We start from the raw sequence: 16,638 nt of genomic DNA on the forward strand, positions 1-16,638 counted from the left end.
CCGGCACCGCGCGCCCCGCACCTCGCGTCCCGCCGCCCGCGCTTCGTGCCCGACGTCCCGCAGGCCCCCGCGCGTCTCGTGCCGGCACCCCGCGCCTCGCGGCCACGCCCCGCCGCAACCCCATGTCCTGCACCTCAGAACCCGCACCGTCTGCCTCGTGGCTGGCTCCCGCTTCCTGTGCCTCGCCCCGCACCTCGTGCCTCGCGCCCCATGCCCCATGTTTCGAGGCCCGTGCCTCCTGCCTCGCGCCTGGCGTCTCGGGCCTCGCGTCCCGTGCCTCGGGCCGCGCGCCTCATGGCCGCGCCTCGCAACCCCATGCCCCGCACCTCAAGACCACGCATCGCTTGCCTCGTGGCTGGCTCCCGCGTCCTGCGTGCACGTCCGCGTGTAGGCGGAATCCCCCGTGCCTCGGGCCCGCGCCCACGCAGCGGACGCGGCAGGCGCAGCGGTCGCGGTGGGCCCAAGGGATGCAGCGGGAATGCCGGAAGCAGTCGCGGCGACGCGGGGCGCCAGATGCTGAGGTGAGGGCTAGGCGGAGGGCGCGCCAACACGCCAGGACGCTGTGGACAGACGCCACCCAGCCCTCAACTGCCGCCCCTGAGCGCCCGAGTTCGCCTTCGGCCGCTGTGGATGAAGCCGCCGCCCCTGCCGGCCCTGTGGGTAGCCCGCATGCCGCGCCTCACCGAGCTCGTCCCCACCCGAACGGGGTTATCCACACCCGATCGTGTCCCTCAGAGGGGCGATTTCCACGTATTCCTCAGCCTTTGTCCACAACCTGTGCATAACCGGAGCGCTCAAATCACCGAGTTGTCCACAGCCCGCGGCAAAATCCCCCGCGCCGCAGGCCGCCAAACCGGCCCAATCGCCACCCATGACATCGGCGACTTGTCAACGCCGGAACGGAACCGTTTCGTGCCAACGTTGTCCACACAAATCCACAGGCGTCCACAGGGGTTTATCCCCAGCGGTGGAGAACTCGCCGGCCCGTTACCCACAGATGTGGACCAAGCCTGGGGAAATCGATGTGGACAAACACTGAGCGTCACAGTTGATCTCACAGCCTGTGGAGGGCTGTGGATTTCCTGTTGAAGGTTCTGGGGACGACGAGCCGGTAGCGTTGCTACGCCGTCCACAGGGCGGGGGATAAAACCCGTGGATATCCGGTGGATAAGCGGTGGACAGCGGTGGACAACCTGCCGTCAGGTCCGCGACTGTGGATGAGGACCGGGGTTTGTACCCTGGTTTCCCACATGTGAATCACCGGTGGATAACCCGCTGACCTGCGAGGACGCGAGTTTTCCACACTATGCACAGGCCCTATGAAGACGACTAGATATTTCTCTAAGACAACAAAAAGCAATCAACGGCGTTGTGGATGTTGTGGGTGAGCCGCTTCGAGCCGTTGCTCCACAGCTTGATCAAGCAAAACCAGCACCGGGGCCGGAGCGACACCGCTCCGCTGCTCGCAATAAGGTTCGTGGGGGTCGAAGCTCCACTACGAAGCCCACGACATGGTCGAAGCCCACAACATGAGGAAGCGACGCGGAGGACAGCATGAAGTTCCGGGTGGAGCGAGACGCACTCGCCGACGCCGTGGCCTGGACCGCCAAGAGCCTGCCCAGCCGCCCGTCGGTGCCGGTTCTGGCCGGCGTCATGCTGCGCGTCACCGACAGCAGGCTCCAGGTCTCCGGCTTCGACTACGAGGTCTCCAGCCAGGTGACCGTCGAGGTGCAGGCCGACGCCGACGGCGCCGCCCTGGTCTCCGGCCGTCTGCTCGCTGAGATCACCAAGGCGCTGCCGGCCAAGCCGGTCGACATCGCCGCGGTCGGCGCCCATCTCGAGCTCGTCTGTGGCAGCGCCCGGTTCACGCTGCCGACGATGCCGGTCGAGGACTACCCGAGCCTGCCGGAGATGCCTTCCAGCGCCGGCACGGTCGACGCGGCCGCCTTCGCCGCCGCCGTCGCCCAGGTCGCCGTGGCCGCGGGCCGTGACGAGACGCTGCCGATGATGACCGGTGTGCGCATCGAGCTGAACGGCTCGACGATGGCCATGCTGGCCACCGACCGCTACCGGCTCGCCATGCGCGAGATGGAGTGGAACCCGGACGACTCCGAGATCAGCCTGAACTCGCTGGTGCCGGCCAAAACCCTCAACGACACCGCCAAGACGCTCGGCCCGCTCGGCGGTTCGGTCACCCTCGCGCTCGCGCAGGGCAACGCCGGCGAGGGCATGATCGGTTTCGCCGGCGGCACCCGGCGGACCACGAGCCGCCTGCTCGACGGGGCCAACTACCCGCCGGTGCGCTCACTGTTCCCGGCCAGCAGCAACGCGCAGGCCCGGATCAGCGTCCCCGGTCTGGTCGAGGTCGTACGCCGTGTGGCCCTGGTCGCCGAGCGCACCACCCCGGTGCTGCTGAGCTTCAGTGAGGACGGTCTGGTGGTCGAGGCCGGTGGGACGGAGGAGGCCCGGGCCAGCGAGGCCATGGAGGCCACCTTCACCGGCGAGCCGCTCACGATCGGCTTCAACCCGCAGTATCTGATCGACGGTCTGCAGAACCTGGGCTCGTCGATCGCCGTGTTCTCGTTCGTCGACGCGTTCAAGCCCGCTGTGATCTCGCCCGCAACAGAAGAGGGCGAAATCATCCCCGGATACCGCTATCTGATCATGCCGATCAGGGTAACCCGCTGATACTGGGCCTGAGAGAAACGCACGATCTAGGGGGAACACCATGCAGCTCGGCCTTATCGGTCTCGGCCGAATGGGTGGAAACATGCGCGACCGCATTCGCGCAGCCGGTCACGAGGTCGTCGGCTACGACCACCACCCGGAGAACAGCGACGTCGCCAACCTGGCCGAACTGGTCGAGAAGCTCGCCGCTCCGCGGGTCATCTGGACCATGGTCCCCGCCGGGAAGATCACCGAGGACACCATCAACGAGCTCGCGGACCTGCTGTCCGAGGGCGACATCATCATCGACGGCGGCAACTCGAAGTTCACCGACGACGCCCCGCGCGCCGAGCGGCTGAAGCCGAAGGGCGTCCACTACCTCGATGTCGGCGTCTCCGGCGGCATCTGGGGCAAGACCAACGGGTACGCCCTGATGGTCGGCGGCGACGAGGCCGACGTGCAGCGTTGCCAGCCGATCTTCGACGCCCTCAAGCCCGAGGGTGAGTTCGGCTTCGCGCACGCCGGCACGCACGGCGCCGGCCACTACGCCAAGATGATCCACAACGGCATCGAGTACGGCATGATGCAGGCGTACGGCGAGGGCTACGAGATCCTCATGGCCTCGGAGCTCGTCCACAACGTGCCCGCCGTGATCAAGAGCTGGCGCGAGGGCAGCGTCGTCAAGTCGTGGCTGCTCGACCTGCTCGACCGGGCGCTCGACGCGGACCCGGAGCTGGCGCAGATCAAGGGCTATGTCGAGGACACCGGCGAGGGCCGCTGGACGGTCGACGAGGCCGTCCGCCTGGCCGTTCCCGCCCACGTCCTGGCTGCTTCGATCTTCACGCGGTTCGAGTCCCGTCAGGACGACTCGCCCGCGATGAAGGCCGTGGCGGCGCTGCGCAACCAGTTCGGCGGTCACGCCGTGAAGTCCGTCTGAGCAAGCCGTGTACGTACGCCGGGTCGAGCTGACCAATTTCCGCTCGTACGAGCGGGTCGCGGTCGACCTCGAACCCGGCGTGTCCGTGCTGGTCGGCCAGAACGGCATGGGCAAGACCAACCTCATCGAGGCGCTGGGTTACGTGGCCACTCTGGACAGTCACCGGGTGGCCACCGACGCCCCGCTGGTCCGCGCCGGAGCAGCCAGCGCGGTGATCCGCTGCGCGATCGTCCACGAGGGACGTGAGCTGCTCGTCGAGTTGGAGATCGTTCCCGGCAAGGCGAACCGGGCGCGGCTCAACCGTTCCCCGGTCCGCCGGCCGCGGGAGATCCTCGGCGCCCTGCGCATGGTGCTGTTCGCCCCCGAGGATCTCGAGCTGGTCCGCGGCGACCCCTCGGAGCGCCGCCGCTACCTCGACGATCTCCTCGTCGCCCGCCAGCCGCGATACTCCGGCGTCCGGGCCGACTACGACCGGGTGATCAAGCAACGCAACGCCCTGCTGCGCACCGCCTATCTGACCCGCAAGGTCGGCGGCAACCGCGGACAGGACCTGTCCACACTGGCCGTCTGGGATCAGCATCTGGCCCATCACGGTGCCGAGCTGCTGGCCGGCCGCCTCGAGCTGGTCGCCGCCCTCGGCCCGCATCTGACCAAGGCGTACGACGCGGTCGCGGCCGGCCGGTCGGCCGCCTCGATCGCGTACGCGGCGAAGCTCGGCGACGGGCTCACTCCCGACCGCCCCGCCCTGGAGCGAGCGCTGCTCGACTCGCTGCAGGAGCGCCGGACGGCCGAGATCGAGCGGGGCGTCACCTTGGTCGGCCCGCACCGCGACGATCTCGCCCTGCGCCTGGGCGACCTGCCGGCCAAGGGCTACGCCAGCCACGGCGAGTCGTGGTCGTTCGCCCTGGCGCTGCGCCTGGCCGCGTACGACCTGCTGCGCTCCGACGGCATCGAGCCGGTCCTGATCCTCGACGACGTCTTCGCCGAGCTCGACGGCGGCCGCCGCGACCGCCTGGCCGCCCTGGTCTCCGACGCCGCCCAGCTGCTGGTGACCTGTGCCGTCCCCGAGGACGTGCCGGCCGCCCTGCGCGGCGCCCGCTACGACGTCACGACGGGATCGGTGAGCCGTGGCGAATAAAGGCGACGACGACCCCACCCAGCGGGACGACCGGACCCGCCACGACGACCTGGTGCGCGAGCGGAGCCGGCACGACGACCTGCGGCGCGAGCACCGTCCGCCGGCGCACGGCGACCGTCCCCAGCCGCCGTCCACAGCCGAGCGGTTTTATCCACAGGCCGATCCCGACGGGCTGACCCGCGAGGAGCTCGGCGTCGCCGACGACGGCTGGTACGCCGCCGAGACCGCGGCCACCGCCGCTCCGGAACCGGCCCGGTGGCGTTCGGAAGATCCCGCCGGGCGCCCGTCCCGGCCCGCTGAGACGACAGAACGTCCCGATGCTGGGTCCACCCAGGGCTCGGAGCCTTCAGCGGCTCAGGAGGGCGCTGAGGGCGTTTCCGGCCCCGATCTCGCCCGGGCCGTGCTCGACGCCGCGCTGGCCCGGCGCCGGGAGAACGCCGCCCGCAAGCCGCGGCGCGGCACCACGGGCGCCAAAGGCGAGAAAAGGCTGCGCGGCTACTCCGGGCCCGGACCGGACCCGCGCGACCCGGCGCTGTTCGGCGACGTGCTCCAGCGGCTCATGAAGGCCCGGGGCTGGGAGCGGCCGAAAGCTGAGGCCACCGTCTTCGGCGCCTGGGAAAAGGTGGTCGGCCCCGAGATCGCCTCGCACAGCCGGCCGGTCAAGCTCGACGCCGGCGTGCTGACCGTCGAGGCCGAGTCCACGGCCTGGGCCACGCAGCTGCGCCTGCTCGCGGCCACCCTGCTGCGCAACATCGCCGGCGAGGTCGGCCACAACGTGGTCACCAAGCTGAACATCCACGGCCCGGCCGCGCCCTCCTGGAGCAAGGGCCCCCGCCGCGTTCAAGGCAGGGGCCCCCGGGACACGTACGGCTGAATCGGGGTTTCAGTAATCGGCGAAGACCGCGAAGCCGCGCTCGGCGCAGCGGCGGTAGAAGCCGGCGAGGATCGCCAGCTCGGAGCGGGCGAAGCTCCAGTGCGGCGCGTTGCCCGCCTCGTCACGCAGCGCGGCCAGGCGCTGATCGAGCCAGCGCAGTTGCTGCTCGGCCAGCCGCCCGGCCGAGATCGCGTTGCGCATCACCTCGGCCACGCTGTCGAAGGTGACGAGGTCGCCGTACTTCTCGTGTCCCTCGACGAACCGCTCCAGACCGCCCGCGATCCACGCGCAGCCGTCGGGGTCGATGACCGGGTCCTCGTCCTCCGCGGCGGCCTCGGTGGCGTAGAGCACGCCGCCGAGACCGAGGAGCAGATCGACCAATTCGGTGTACGCGGTCGCGCGCACCGTGCCGGTCTTGGCGATGTGCAGTGCCAGCGCTCCCGTGGGCGCGGCGATCTCGGGCGCGTCGGCGATCGCCCCGAAGTCGACGAACTCGGCGGGAGCTACCGGGTCGTAGTACTGGTTGGTCCGCGGCCAATGCACCGCGACGTTCTCCAGCCCCTTGTCGTGCGCCATTGGGGGCCATCCCTCCTAGACCATTCGCGGCCGTCCGGCCAAGCACCGGCCCGCGCGGGGAGGTTACGACACAAACCCCCGCCGCTGGGAGGCAGTGTGGCAGCGCGTGGCGGCGTGGGCCGGAAGGCGCGCCCCGGACAGCGGCAGCCGGATCACTTGCCGTTGCGGCCGGGTGCGTCTTCCGTGTAGGGGAGGACTTAGGGCGCGCCTCAAATCCGGCTACGGCAATCTGAGGCACCCGGAAGGGGTGCCGGACCCTCGCCAACTCGATTCGGCGGAGTAGAATCGACGGAGACCGGGAAAACTTGCGTACAAGGCTCGCGGGCAGCCGATTAAGGCTGGCCGCAGTTACGCTACGCGGTTTTTCCAGCCGATCACGATCCGCGGGCTTGCCGCGGCGACCGGCGAGCATGGTTCCACCGGTGGTCCGCTTCTCCCCGCGGGTTGTCATCTGTGGTCGACCCTGCCCGCCGCCGCCCGCCGCGCGCCCGCCTCCCTGTGTGGGACCCACCGGTCCCACCGCGAGAAAGTGGCCGAGGGTGACAGAGAACAACCAGGAATACGGTGCCGGTCAAATCACCGTTCTCGAGGGTCTCGAGGCGGTCCGCAAGCGCCCGGGCATGTACATCGGCTCCACCGGCGAGCGCGGTCTGCACCACCTGGTCTGGGAGGTTGTGGACAACGCGGTCGACGAGGCGATGGCCGGCTACTGCGACACCGTCGACGTGGTGCTGCTGGCCGATGGCGGCGTCTCGGTCACCGACAACGGCCGTGGTTTCCCGGTCGATCTGCACCCGAAGCTGAAGAAGCCCGGTGTCGAGGTCGCCCTGACGATCCTGCACGCCGGCGGCAAGTTCGAGGGCACCGCCTACAAGGTGTCCGGCGGTCTGCACGGCGTCGGCGTCTCGGTCGTGAACGCGCTCTCCACCAAGATGCACGTCGAGATCCACAAGGACGGCTTCGTCTGGCGGCAGGACTACACCGCGTCCAAGCCGAGCCCGCTGGAGAAGGGCGAGGCGACCGCCACCACCGGTTCGACCGTGCAGTTCTGGCCCGACCCGTCGATCTTCGAGACCACCGACTACGACTTCCAGACGATCTACCGTCGTCTCCAGGAGTACGCGTTCCTCAACAAGGCGCTCACGATCAACTTCACCGACGAGCGCAGCGTCGACGAGGAAGGCAACCACCGCAAGGTCACCTTCATGTACGCGGACGGCATCTCCGACTTCGTCCGTCACCTGAACGCCACGAAGACCGCGATCCACAAGTCGGTCATCGACTTCGGCGCCGAGTCGGCCGAGGAGGGCATGGCGGTCGAGGTCGCGATGCAGTGGAACGAGTCGTACGGCGAGTCGGTCTACACCTTCGCCAACTCGATCAACACGCACGAGGGCGGCACGCACGAGGAGGGCTTCCGGGCGGCGCTGACCAGCCTCGTCAACCGGTACGGGGCCGAGAAGAAGTTCCTCAAGGCCGACGAGAAGCTCTCCGGCGAGGACATCCGCGAGGGTCTCGCCGCGATCATTTCGGTGAAGCTGCAGAACCCGCAGTTCGAGGGTCAGACCAAGACCAAGCTCGGCAACACCGACATGAAGAGCTTCGTCCAGCGGGTCGCCAACGAGCAGCTGGCCGACTGGTTCGACCGCAACCCGGCCGACGCGAAGATCATCATCACCAAGGCGTCGCAGGCCGCCCGCGCCCGTATCGCCGCGCAGCAGGCCCGCAAGCTGGCCCGCCGCAAGTCGCTGCTGGAGTCGGGCTCGATGCCGGGCAAGCTGGCCGACTGCCAGTCGACCGACCCGCGCGAGTCCGAGCTGTTCATCGTCGAGGGCGACTCGGCCGGCGGCTCGGCCAAGCAGGGCCGCAACAGCCGTATCCAGGCCATCCTGCCGATCCGCGGCAAGATCTTGAACGTCGAGAAGGCCCGCATCGACCGGGTGCTGAAGAACAACGAGGTCCAGGCGCTGATCACCGCCATGGGCACCGGCATCCACGACGACTTCGACATCGCCAAGCTCCGCTACCACAAGATCGTGCTGATGGCCGACGCCGACGTCGACGGCCAGCACATCCAGACGCTGCTGCTCACGCTGCTGTTCCGCTTCATGCGGCCGCTGGTCGAGATGGGTCACGTCTACCTGGCCGCCCCGCCGCTTTACAAGATCAAGTGGAACAAGCGCGGCGACGACGCCCAGTACGCCTACTCCGACCGGGAGCGGGACGGCCTGATCGCGCTGCGCCAGCAGAAGAAGCCGAACGCCAAGCCGGACGACATCCAGCGGTTCAAGGGCCTCGGCGAAATGAACTTCCACGAGCTCTGGGACACGACGATGGACCCGGCCACGCGCACGCTGCGCCAGGTCACGCTCGACGACGCCGCGGTGGCCGACGAGCTGTTCAGCGTTCTGATGGGCGAGGACGTGGAGGCGCGGCGCTCGTTCATCCAGCGCAACGCCAAGGACGTGCGGTTCCTGGACATCTAGGTTGCCGAGTATCCACAGCGACCCCCTACTTTCCACAACGTTATCCACAGCGATACGTGGGCTAATGCCGCTTATGTCTGGTTTCACCTTGAGTAAGGGTTAACAGTGACTGACACTCCCGAACCCCCCGACGGCGACGAGGCCCCGGAGTCGACCGGCGGCGTGACCCAGCGCGTCGAGCCCGTCGGCCTCGAGGTCGAGATGCAGCGCTCGTACCTCGACTACGCGATGAGCGTCATCGTCGGCCGGGCGCTGCCCGACGTCCGCGACGGCCTCAAGCCGGTGCACCGCAAGATCCTCTACGCGATGTACGACTCGGGCTTCCGGCCCGATCGCGGCTACGTCAAGTGCGCGCGCGTCGTCGGCGACGTCATGGGCAACTACCACCCGCACGGCGACTCGTCGATCTACGACGCCCTCGTCCGGATGGGGCAGCCCTGGTCGCTGCGGTACCCGCTGATCGACGGCAACGGCAACTTCGGCTCGCCGGGCAACGACCCGCCGGCCGCCATGCGCTACACGGAGTCGAAGCTGTCGCCGCTGGCGATGGAGATGCTGCGTGACATCGACGAAGACACCGTCGACATGCAGGACAACTACGACGGCCGTACGCAGGAGCCGACGATCCTGCCCGCCCGCTTCCCCAACCTGCTGGTCAACGGGTCCGAGGGCATCGCCGTCGGCATGGCGACCAAGATCCCGCCGCACAACCTGCGCGAGATCGCGGGTGCCGTGCAGTGGCAGCTCGACAACCCCGAGTCCGACGAGGCCACCGCGCTCGAGGCGATGCTCGAGATCGTCAAGGGTCCCGACTTCCCGACCTACGGCCTGATCGTCGGCCAGCAGGCCATTCAGGACGCCTACCGCACCGGTCGCGGCTCGATCCGGATGCGCGCGGTCGTCGAGGTCGAGGAGGACCCGCGCGGCCGGCCCTGCCTCGTCGTCACCGAGCTGCCCTACCAGGTCAACCCGGACAACCTCGCCGAGCGGGTGGCCGAGCTGGTCAAGGAGGGCAAGCTCACCGGCATCGCGGACATCCGGGACGAGTCCTCCGGGCGTACGGGAATGCGTCTCATCCTGGTTTTGAAGCGCGACGCGGTCGCCAAGGTCGTGCTGAACAACCTCTACAAGCACACCCAGCTCCAGGAGACCTTCGGCGCGAACATGCTCGCCCTGGTCGACGGCGTGCCGCGCACGCTGAACCTGGCGCAGTTCATCCGCTACTACGTCGACCACCAGATCGAGGTCATCCGCCGGCGGACCGCGTTCCGCCTGCGCAAGGCCGAGGAGCGCGCGCACATCCTGCGCGGTCTGGTCAAGGCGCTCGACATGCTCGACGAGGTCATCGCCCTGATCCGGCGCTCGCCGACCGTCGAGGACTCGCGGCAGGGCCTGATGCAGCTGCTCGACGTGGACGAGGTGCAGGCCACCGCGATCCTCGACATGCAGCTGCGCCGCCTGGCCGCCCTCGAGCGCCAGCGCATCATCGACGAGCTCGGCAAGATCGAGCTCGAGATCGCCGACCTCAAGGACATCCTCGCCAAGCCGGAACGGCAGCGGGCGATCGTCTCCGAGGAACTGCGCGAGATCGTGCAGAAGTTCGGCGACGAGCGGCGCACCCAGATCATCCCGTTCGACGGTGAGGTCTCCATGGAGGATCTCATCGCGCGCGAGGACGTTGTGGTGACCATCACACGTACCGGTTATGCGAAGCGCACGAAGGTCGATCTGTACCGCTCGCAGAAGCGCGGCGGCAAGGGCGTGAGCGGCGCCACGCTGCGGCAGGACGACATCGTGTCGCACTTCTTCGTGATCTCGACGCACGACTGGATGCTGTTCTTCACCAACAAGGGCCGGGTCTACCGGGCCAAGGCGTACGAGCTGCCCGAGGCGGCCCGCGTCGCGAAGGGCCAGCACGTCGCCAACCTGCTCGCCTTCCAGCCCGACGAGCACATCGCGCAGGTCATCCAGATCCCGAACTACCAGGTCGCGCCATACCTTGTGCTCGCCACTAAGAATGGCCTCGTGAAGAAGACCCGGCTCGAGGAATTTGACTCCAACCGCAGCGGTGGCATCATCGCCATCAACCTGCGGGAGGACGACGAGTTGGTGGGCGCGGCCCTGGCGGCATCGGAGAACGATCTGCTGCTGGTCTCCAAGAAGGCTCAGGCCATCCGGTTCAACGCCACCGACGAGGCGCTGCGCCCGATGGGCCGGGCCACCTCCGGCGTGATCGGCATGCGGTTCAGCGACAACGACGAGCTCCTCGCCATGGAGGTCGTGCGCGAGGGCATGGATGTGTTGGTCGCCACCAACGGTGGGTATGCGAAGCGCACGCCGATCGAGGAGTATCCCGTGCAGGGCCGAGGCGGCAAGGGCGTACTCACCGCGAAGATCACGGAACGTCGTGGTGGACTGGTGGGCGCCCTCGTGATCAGCCCGGAGGATGAACTATTTGCCATCACCAGCAATGGTGGTGTCATCCGGACTCCCGTGAAGCCTGTACGGCGCACGAGGGATCGGAACACAATGGGGGTCAAGCTGATGGACCTCCCAGAAGGTGTAACCATCGTGGCGCTTGCTCGCAATGCCGACGAGCCTGACGAACAGGACTAGTTGATGCCGGAGACACAGGCGAAGTCGGGGGCCACGGGGAGCTCAGCGACTCCGGACGAAGCGGCCAAGAAAGACGCCGCCAAGAACGGACGCGAGTCAGCCGCGGCTCGTACGGCGGCCCCCGCCGAAGCCCCGTCCCCGCCGAAGTTCACCCGGGCGCCGGGCATGGCCCCGCCCCCCGGTGAGCCCAACGCCGAAAGTGACGACACGAAACGCCCTGGCGGCATCGTGAAGGGCTCGGCCAGTGTGCCGACCGTCACCAAGGGCAAGGGCGCTGCCCCCGGCAGCACCTCGGGACGCGTCAGCGTGCCCGGGGCCGCCAAGCCAGGTGGCTCCGGCACCGGCCCGCAGCAGCGCCCCGGCGGCGCTGCCGGCGCGCCGGCCCCCGGGCAGGTCACCTCCGGCAAGGCCCGCCCGGCCGGCCCGCAGCAGCAGCCTCAGGGCGGCAACGCGGTCGGCGCGGCCCGGGTCACCGAGGCCGTCCGCTCGGCCCGCACGACGGTCACCTCGGCGGCCGCGCGCGGCCCTCGCCGTGCCCGGCTCAACCTCAAGCGGATCGACCCCTGGTCCGTGATGAAATTCTCGTTCGCCGTCTCCGTGGTGCTCTTCATCGTCGTGGTCGTCGCCACCTCGGTGCTCTACCTGGCCCTCGACGCCATGGGCGTCTGGGGCGAGGTCAACACGAGCCTCAAGGAGCTCGTCTCCGCCTCCGGCGGCGACGAGGCCTCCGCCTCCGGCGGCTTCCAGATCACCGCCTGGGGCGTCATCGGCACGTCGATGCTGATCGGAGCCGTGAACGTCGTTCTGTTCACCGCCCTGGCCACCCTCGGCGCCTTCATCTACAACGTCTGCGCCGACCTGGTCGGCGGCGTCGAGCTGACCCTCGCCGAGAGGGACTGAGCGACAGCACAGGGTTGGGAGCCACCCCCGTTTTGGCGGCTCCCACCCCCGTGCGGTAACCTTCGGTGTCGCTTCTGAGGGGCTATAGCTCAGTCGGTTAGAGCGCAGAGCTGATAACTCTGAGGTCGCTGGTTCGATTCCAGCTAGCCCCACGCGCGACAGGCGTCCTGTGTCCGCAAAAAGCGCGGACGCAGGTCGCTTGTCATATCTGCCTGGGGGGCGACCCCCCAGACCCCCACGTTGCGGTGGGCGCGGTGAGTGAGTCGCTCACGCATCCGCCGGGGGTAGGGCGGAGTGGCGGACAAACCTCTGGGGGTCGTGATGCTTAAGAAGCTTCTGATCGTTGCTGCGGTTGCTGGTGCGGCGGCTCTTGTGTTCAAGAAGGTCAAGGCGTCCAGTGATGAGCGGGCGTTGTGGCATGAGGCGACTACCACTCCTGATCTGCGCTAGGTAGCGTTGGTTCTGGGGGCCCTAGCTCAACTGGCAGAGCACCGCCTTTGCAAGGCGGGGGTTAGGGGTTCAAGTCCCCTGGGCTCCACAAGACAAGACGAAGACGGCCTCAGCCCACTTGGGCGGGGCCGTTTTGCTTTGAGGGTCGGCGGCGTCTCGTGATCTACTACCAGCCGTGCGCCGGCGGAATCTTGTGGGACTTGCAGCCTTAGGGCTTCTGGCTGCGTGTGGGGAGCGGGAACCGCGGCCCACGCCCTCGGCTGCTGCCATCAAGCGGCAGGCCACGGCGGCCGACTACGCGTGGTTCGACGGCGTCACCGATCTGGACAAGGGCTACTGCTTTGTCTGGGTGGCCGGGCTCAAGCCTCAACAGGTGCTGGACCGGTTGAAGGGCAAAGAGCTGGAACGGGTCGCCTGGCAGCAGCTCGTGGGGGCCGGCGACGGGCAGCGGGTCAGCGGCGGTAAGTACTTCTTCGGTGTGGCGCGGCTGGACGCCACGTCTCTGATCATCGAGGACAACGGGAACCTGGGGCTGGCCGACCAACTGCTCTCCGAGCTTTCCGTCGGCACCACGGTCGTCTGCAACTACCACGGTCCCCAGGCGCGCAGCCGGTTCCTGGTCATGAGCGATCGGGTGGTCGAGCTGGAGTTCGACCCTGCTTCGGACGGCAAACGCCTGGGTACGAGGGCGACCGAGCTGGCCTCGACGATCGGTGCCGTCGGGTTCACGCCGGCAACGACACAGGCGGCCTCGTTCGCGCTCGCGGAGCGGCTCACGGGCGTACCCCTAACTCTGGATCTTTTGAAGGAGCGGACGTACCTGTTCAGCTCAGCCCCTCGGTGAAAGAGTCATTGGCCGTTCGGTTGTTGCAGTCCCGGATCCGCGAGGCCAATATCCACGTGTGACGATGCGCACACCGGAGTTCCTTTCGATCGGCGAGGCCGCGGTTCTGATGCGGTTCCCGCGGTGGCGCGTGCTCGATCTGTGCGCTCGGGGCCTGATTCCGTACGTCAATGTCGGCCCCAACCGCCGCGTCCGCCGGTCCGATGTGGAGGCTCTGATTCACCCTGTCCTGACTCGTGATCAGACCGAAGAGCTGTGGTTGCATCGCGCGATCGCGGCCAAGCTGGCGGCCCATCCGCCGGCCGTTCTGGCGGCCGCCGCGATCAACCTGCGACGGCTTCGCCACCTGCATCCGGACGGCTCGGAATGGCAGTGGCTCGATCGCTGGGAGGCGCTGCTGGACGGCGGCGTGGCCGCGGTCATAGACGTGCTCACCTCTCCGGCGGAGCATGCGGTGAAGCTCCGTAGCACATCGCCGTTCGCCGGCGTGCTGTCCGAAGCGGAGCGGCGGGCGGTGCTCGACGCGCTGGCCGAGAGCCGCCGTGAGCAGGCAAGACCCATGCGCCTGGAAACTTTGGAGCGGGTCATGCGCGCAGTGTGAGTCGTCGATCACAAAGTGCATCAGGACCTTATGTATCTCGTGGATCCGGGCAGATAGTGGAGATCGTCTGCACCCCCGGGGAGGTACCGATGCCGACGACCATTCCTTCTCTGAACACCGCCACGCGGCTCAAGGATCTGCTCGAATCGCTGTTACAGGCGCCCATGCCCGTACGGCTGCGAGCCTGGGACGGCTCCGAGGCCGGGCCCACCGACGCGCCGGTGCTGATCATCCGCAACAAGCGGGCCCTGCGCCGGATCATCTGGCAGCCGAACGAGCTCGGCCTGGCCCGGGCGTACGTCTCGGGCGATATCGACGTCGACGGTGACCTGTACGAGGCGCTGACCCGTCTCGCCGCCCTGATCTGGCGGGCCCCCGAGCTGCGGGACATCCCGGTCCGCGCGGTCTTCGGCGACCTGGTGCGCCTCGGGCTGCTCGGCACGCAGCCGAAGCCGCCGCCGGAGGAGATGGTCGTCACCGGCAGCCGGCACAGCATGCGGCGCGACCGGCAGGCGATCAGCCACCACTACGACGTCGGCAACGACTTCTACCGGATCGTGCTCGGGCCGAGCATGGTCTACTCCTGCGCCTACTGGACCTCCGACGAGCCCGGCTACGGGCTGGCCGACGCGCAGCGCGACAAGCTCGACCTGATCTGCCGCAAGCTGGGCCTCGAGCCGGGCATGCGCCTGCTCGACGTCGGTTGCGGCTGGGGCAGCCTGGCCATCCACGCCGCCCGCGAGTACGGCGTGCGGGTTCTCGGCATCACGCTCTCCACCGAGCAGGCCGACTTCGCGCGCAAGCAGGTCGCCGAGGCCGGCCTCACCGAGCAGGTCGAGATCAGGGTGCAGGACTACCGCGACCTCGACGACGGCCCGTTCGACGCGATCTCCAGCGTGGGCATGGCCGAGCACGTCGGCACCGGGCCGTACAAGGAGTACGCCCAGATCCTCTACGGCCAGCTCAAGCCCGGCGGCCGCCTGCTCAACCACCAGATCTCCCGGCTCCGCCTGGCCGAGAAACAACCGCACCAGCAGCGTTCCTTCATCGACGCGTACGTCTTCCCGGACGGCGAACTGGCGCCGATCGGCACCACGACCACGCTGCTGGAAGAAGCCGGTTTCGAGGTACGCGACGTGCACGCGCTACGGGAGCACTACGGCCGCACCCTGCGCGCGTGGGTGGCGAACCTGGAATCGGACTGGGCCGAGGCCGTGTCGCTGACCAGCCCGGGTCGTGCCCGGGTGTGGCGCCTCTACATGGCGGCCTCGGCGCTCGCCTTCGAACAGGCACGAATCGGTGTGAACCAGGTCCTCGCGGTCAAGGAACATCGGGACGGTACGAGCGATATGCCCGCTACCCGCAGTGCCTATTCGGTGTGATCGATCCCGTTACCGTCCACCAGTCCATTTTGGTCGGTGACGGTTCGATTACGCAGGAACGAATCCGGACGTTATCCACAGCTTTTCCTCTGGTCGTGCGTGAACCCCCGGCGGCCGGTTAGCCTGCGATCGTGGACGAACGAAAACGGGCCGCCGCCGTGATCGTGCGGGACGGGCGCGTGCTGATGGTGCACGAGCGCAGCCGACGATCCGGTGGCGGCGAGTGGTGGACCCTGCCCGGCGGCGGTCTGGAGCCGGGCGAGACCGCCGAGCAGGCCGTCCGGCGGGAGGTCTTCGAGGAGACGGGCCTGGTGGTCGGTGAGGCCCGGCACATCCTCGAGATGCCGTACCCGTCGGGCATGACCTCGGTCTTCTCGGTGACCGTGGCCGACGGCGAGCCCCGGGTGGGCGCCGACGACGGCAAGGGGCCGGAGCCGCTGGGCCTCGACTGGCTGCCGGCTCCAGAGTTGCCCATCGAGACACACGGCGGTGTCCCGGTCCCGCCGATGATCGTCGTCCTGCCGACCGCCTGACCACTCCCACACAGCGGCTTCCCGCCGGCGTGGTGAGAGCTTCCAGCGGGGTGACGCGGCGAGAGTTTGCGCGGGTCGGCGTGGTGAGAGCTTCCGCCGGACGCCCGGTGAGAGCTTCTTTCGGCGGCGCGGTGAGCGTTTTCCCGGGCAGCGCGGCGAAAGGTATCCCCAGGCGGCGCGGTGAAAGGTTCCCCGGGGCGGCGCTTCCCCTGGGCGGCACGGTGAGTGCTTTCTCCCGGGCAGGCGCCGCGAGCGCTTCCTCTGGACGCAGCGGTAAAAGCTCCTCTGGGCGGGCGCCGCGGTGAGAGCTTCCCCCAGGGGCGGGCGCCGCGGTGAGAGCTTCCCCCGGGCGGAAGTGGTGACAGCTTTGTCCGGGCGGTCGCCGTGAGCTCTTTTCCCGGGCGGCGGGAGCGCTAGCGGACCGCTTCTGCGTGGTCGGAGGAGCGCTTGGAAGAGCGGGGGAAGGCTCGGCCGGGGGAGCGGTCGGCGGAGCGTTCGGGGGCGGATGCGGCGGCGGTGTGGTTTGCCGTCGCGGTCTCGATTCGGGCCGCGGCGTGGACAGCCTTGGACGCGGACGCGGACGCGGACGGGGACGGGGACGGGGACGGGGACGGGGACGGGGACGGGGACGGGG

The 16,638-nt window shown here is 68.6% G+C and carries 13 protein-coding genes and 2 tRNA genes; 14 read left to right on the forward strand and 1 reads right to left on the reverse strand.

Translation table 11 applies throughout. The annotated features are described in order from the left end of the window. Nucleotides 1-1,554: 1,554 nt before the first annotated feature. The 4 genes from dnaN (at nt 1,555) to CRP55_RS51040 (ending at nt 5,616) form a co-directional block, all read left to right on the forward strand. Nucleotides 1,555-2,688, forward strand: a complete 1,134-nt coding sequence (gene dnaN / locus CRP55_RS51025) for a DNA polymerase III subunit beta (protein ID WP_097329363.1) — start codon at nt 1,555-1,557, stop codon at nt 2,686-2,688. Nucleotides 2,689-2,728: 40 nt separating this feature from the next. After that, nucleotides 2,729-3,604: a phosphogluconate dehydrogenase (NAD(+)-dependent, decarboxylating) gene (gene gnd, locus CRP55_RS51030; protein WP_097329364.1), complete on the forward strand. Its 876-nt coding sequence runs from the start codon at nt 2,729-2,731 to the stop codon at nt 3,602-3,604. 7 nt (nt 3,605-3,611) lie between these two features. Next, the gene (recF, locus tag CRP55_RS51035; protein ID WP_097329365.1) at nt 3,612-4,742 is read left to right on the forward strand and encodes a DNA replication/repair protein RecF; all 1,131 of its coding nucleotides are present in this window, start codon (nt 3,612-3,614) and stop codon (nt 4,740-4,742) included. A 400-nt stretch (nt 4,743-5,142) separates the two neighbouring features. After that, nucleotides 5,143-5,616, forward strand: coding sequence for a DciA family protein (locus CRP55_RS51040; RefSeq protein ID WP_097329372.1), 474 nt, complete (start codon nt 5,143-5,145; stop codon nt 5,614-5,616). A gap of 9 nt (nt 5,617-5,625) precedes the next feature. Here CRP55_RS51040 and CRP55_RS51045 read toward each other — a convergent pair whose 3' ends face one another. Further along, nucleotides 5,626-6,192: a hypothetical protein gene (locus tag CRP55_RS51045; RefSeq protein WP_097329366.1), complete on the reverse strand. Its 567-nt coding sequence runs from the start codon at nt 6,190-6,192 to the stop codon at nt 5,626-5,628. A gap of 539 nt (nt 6,193-6,731) precedes the next feature. Between CRP55_RS51045 and gyrB the strand changes: the two genes are divergently transcribed. From gyrB to CRP55_RS51090, 10 genes are all read left to right on the forward strand, one after another. Further along, nucleotides 6,732-8,678, forward strand: coding sequence for a DNA topoisomerase (ATP-hydrolyzing) subunit B (gene gyrB / locus CRP55_RS51050; RefSeq protein ID WP_097329367.1), 1,947 nt, complete (start codon nt 6,732-6,734; stop codon nt 8,676-8,678). A gap of 105 nt (nt 8,679-8,783) precedes the next feature. After that, on the forward strand, nt 8,784-11,294 hold the full coding sequence (gene gyrA, locus CRP55_RS51055; protein ID WP_097329368.1) for a DNA gyrase subunit A: 2,511 nt from the start codon (nt 8,784-8,786) through the stop codon (nt 11,292-11,294). Nucleotides 11,295-11,297: 3 nt separating this feature from the next. After that, the gene (locus CRP55_RS51060; RefSeq protein ID WP_097329373.1) at nt 11,298-12,194 is read left to right on the forward strand and encodes a DUF3566 domain-containing protein; all 897 of its coding nucleotides are present in this window, start codon (nt 11,298-11,300) and stop codon (nt 12,192-12,194) included. A 78-nt stretch (nt 12,195-12,272) separates the two neighbouring features. Further along, nucleotides 12,273-12,346, forward strand: a tRNA-Ile gene (locus tag CRP55_RS51065). A gap of 169 nt (nt 12,347-12,515) precedes the next feature. Further along, complete coding sequence (locus CRP55_RS54250) at nt 12,516-12,644, forward strand: DLW-39 family protein (protein ID WP_218855230.1); 129 nt, start codon at nt 12,516-12,518, stop codon at nt 12,642-12,644. Between the two features lie 15 nt (nt 12,645-12,659). After that, nucleotides 12,660-12,732: transfer RNA gene (locus tag CRP55_RS51070), tRNA-Ala, on the forward strand. 105 nt (nt 12,733-12,837) lie between these two features. Beyond that, on the forward strand, nt 12,838-13,488 hold the full coding sequence (locus CRP55_RS51075; RefSeq protein ID WP_097329369.1) for a DUF6461 domain-containing protein: 651 nt from the start codon (nt 12,838-12,840) through the stop codon (nt 13,486-13,488). A 64-nt stretch (nt 13,489-13,552) separates the two neighbouring features. Beyond that, nucleotides 13,553-14,089 carry a helix-turn-helix domain-containing protein gene (locus tag CRP55_RS51080; RefSeq protein ID WP_245924030.1) on the forward strand — a complete coding sequence of 179 codons (537 nt, stop codon included), beginning with the start codon at nt 13,553-13,555 and terminating at the stop codon, nt 14,087-14,089. Nucleotides 14,090-14,178: 89 nt separating this feature from the next. Beyond that, nucleotides 14,179-15,471 carry a class I SAM-dependent methyltransferase gene (locus CRP55_RS51085; RefSeq protein WP_097329374.1) on the forward strand — a complete coding sequence of 431 codons (1,293 nt, stop codon included), beginning with the start codon at nt 14,179-14,181 and terminating at the stop codon, nt 15,469-15,471. A gap of 131 nt (nt 15,472-15,602) precedes the next feature. Then, a complete protein-coding gene (locus CRP55_RS51090) occupies nt 15,603-16,004 on the forward strand; it encodes an NUDIX domain-containing protein (protein ID WP_097329371.1) in 402 nt (133 codons plus the stop codon). Nucleotides 16,005-16,638 lie beyond the last annotated feature (634 nt).

The sequence above is a fragment of the Paractinoplanes atraurantiacus genome, from assembly GCF_900215205.1.
Lineage (GTDB): Bacteria > Actinomycetota > Actinomycetes > Mycobacteriales > Micromonosporaceae > Actinoplanes > Actinoplanes atraurantiacus.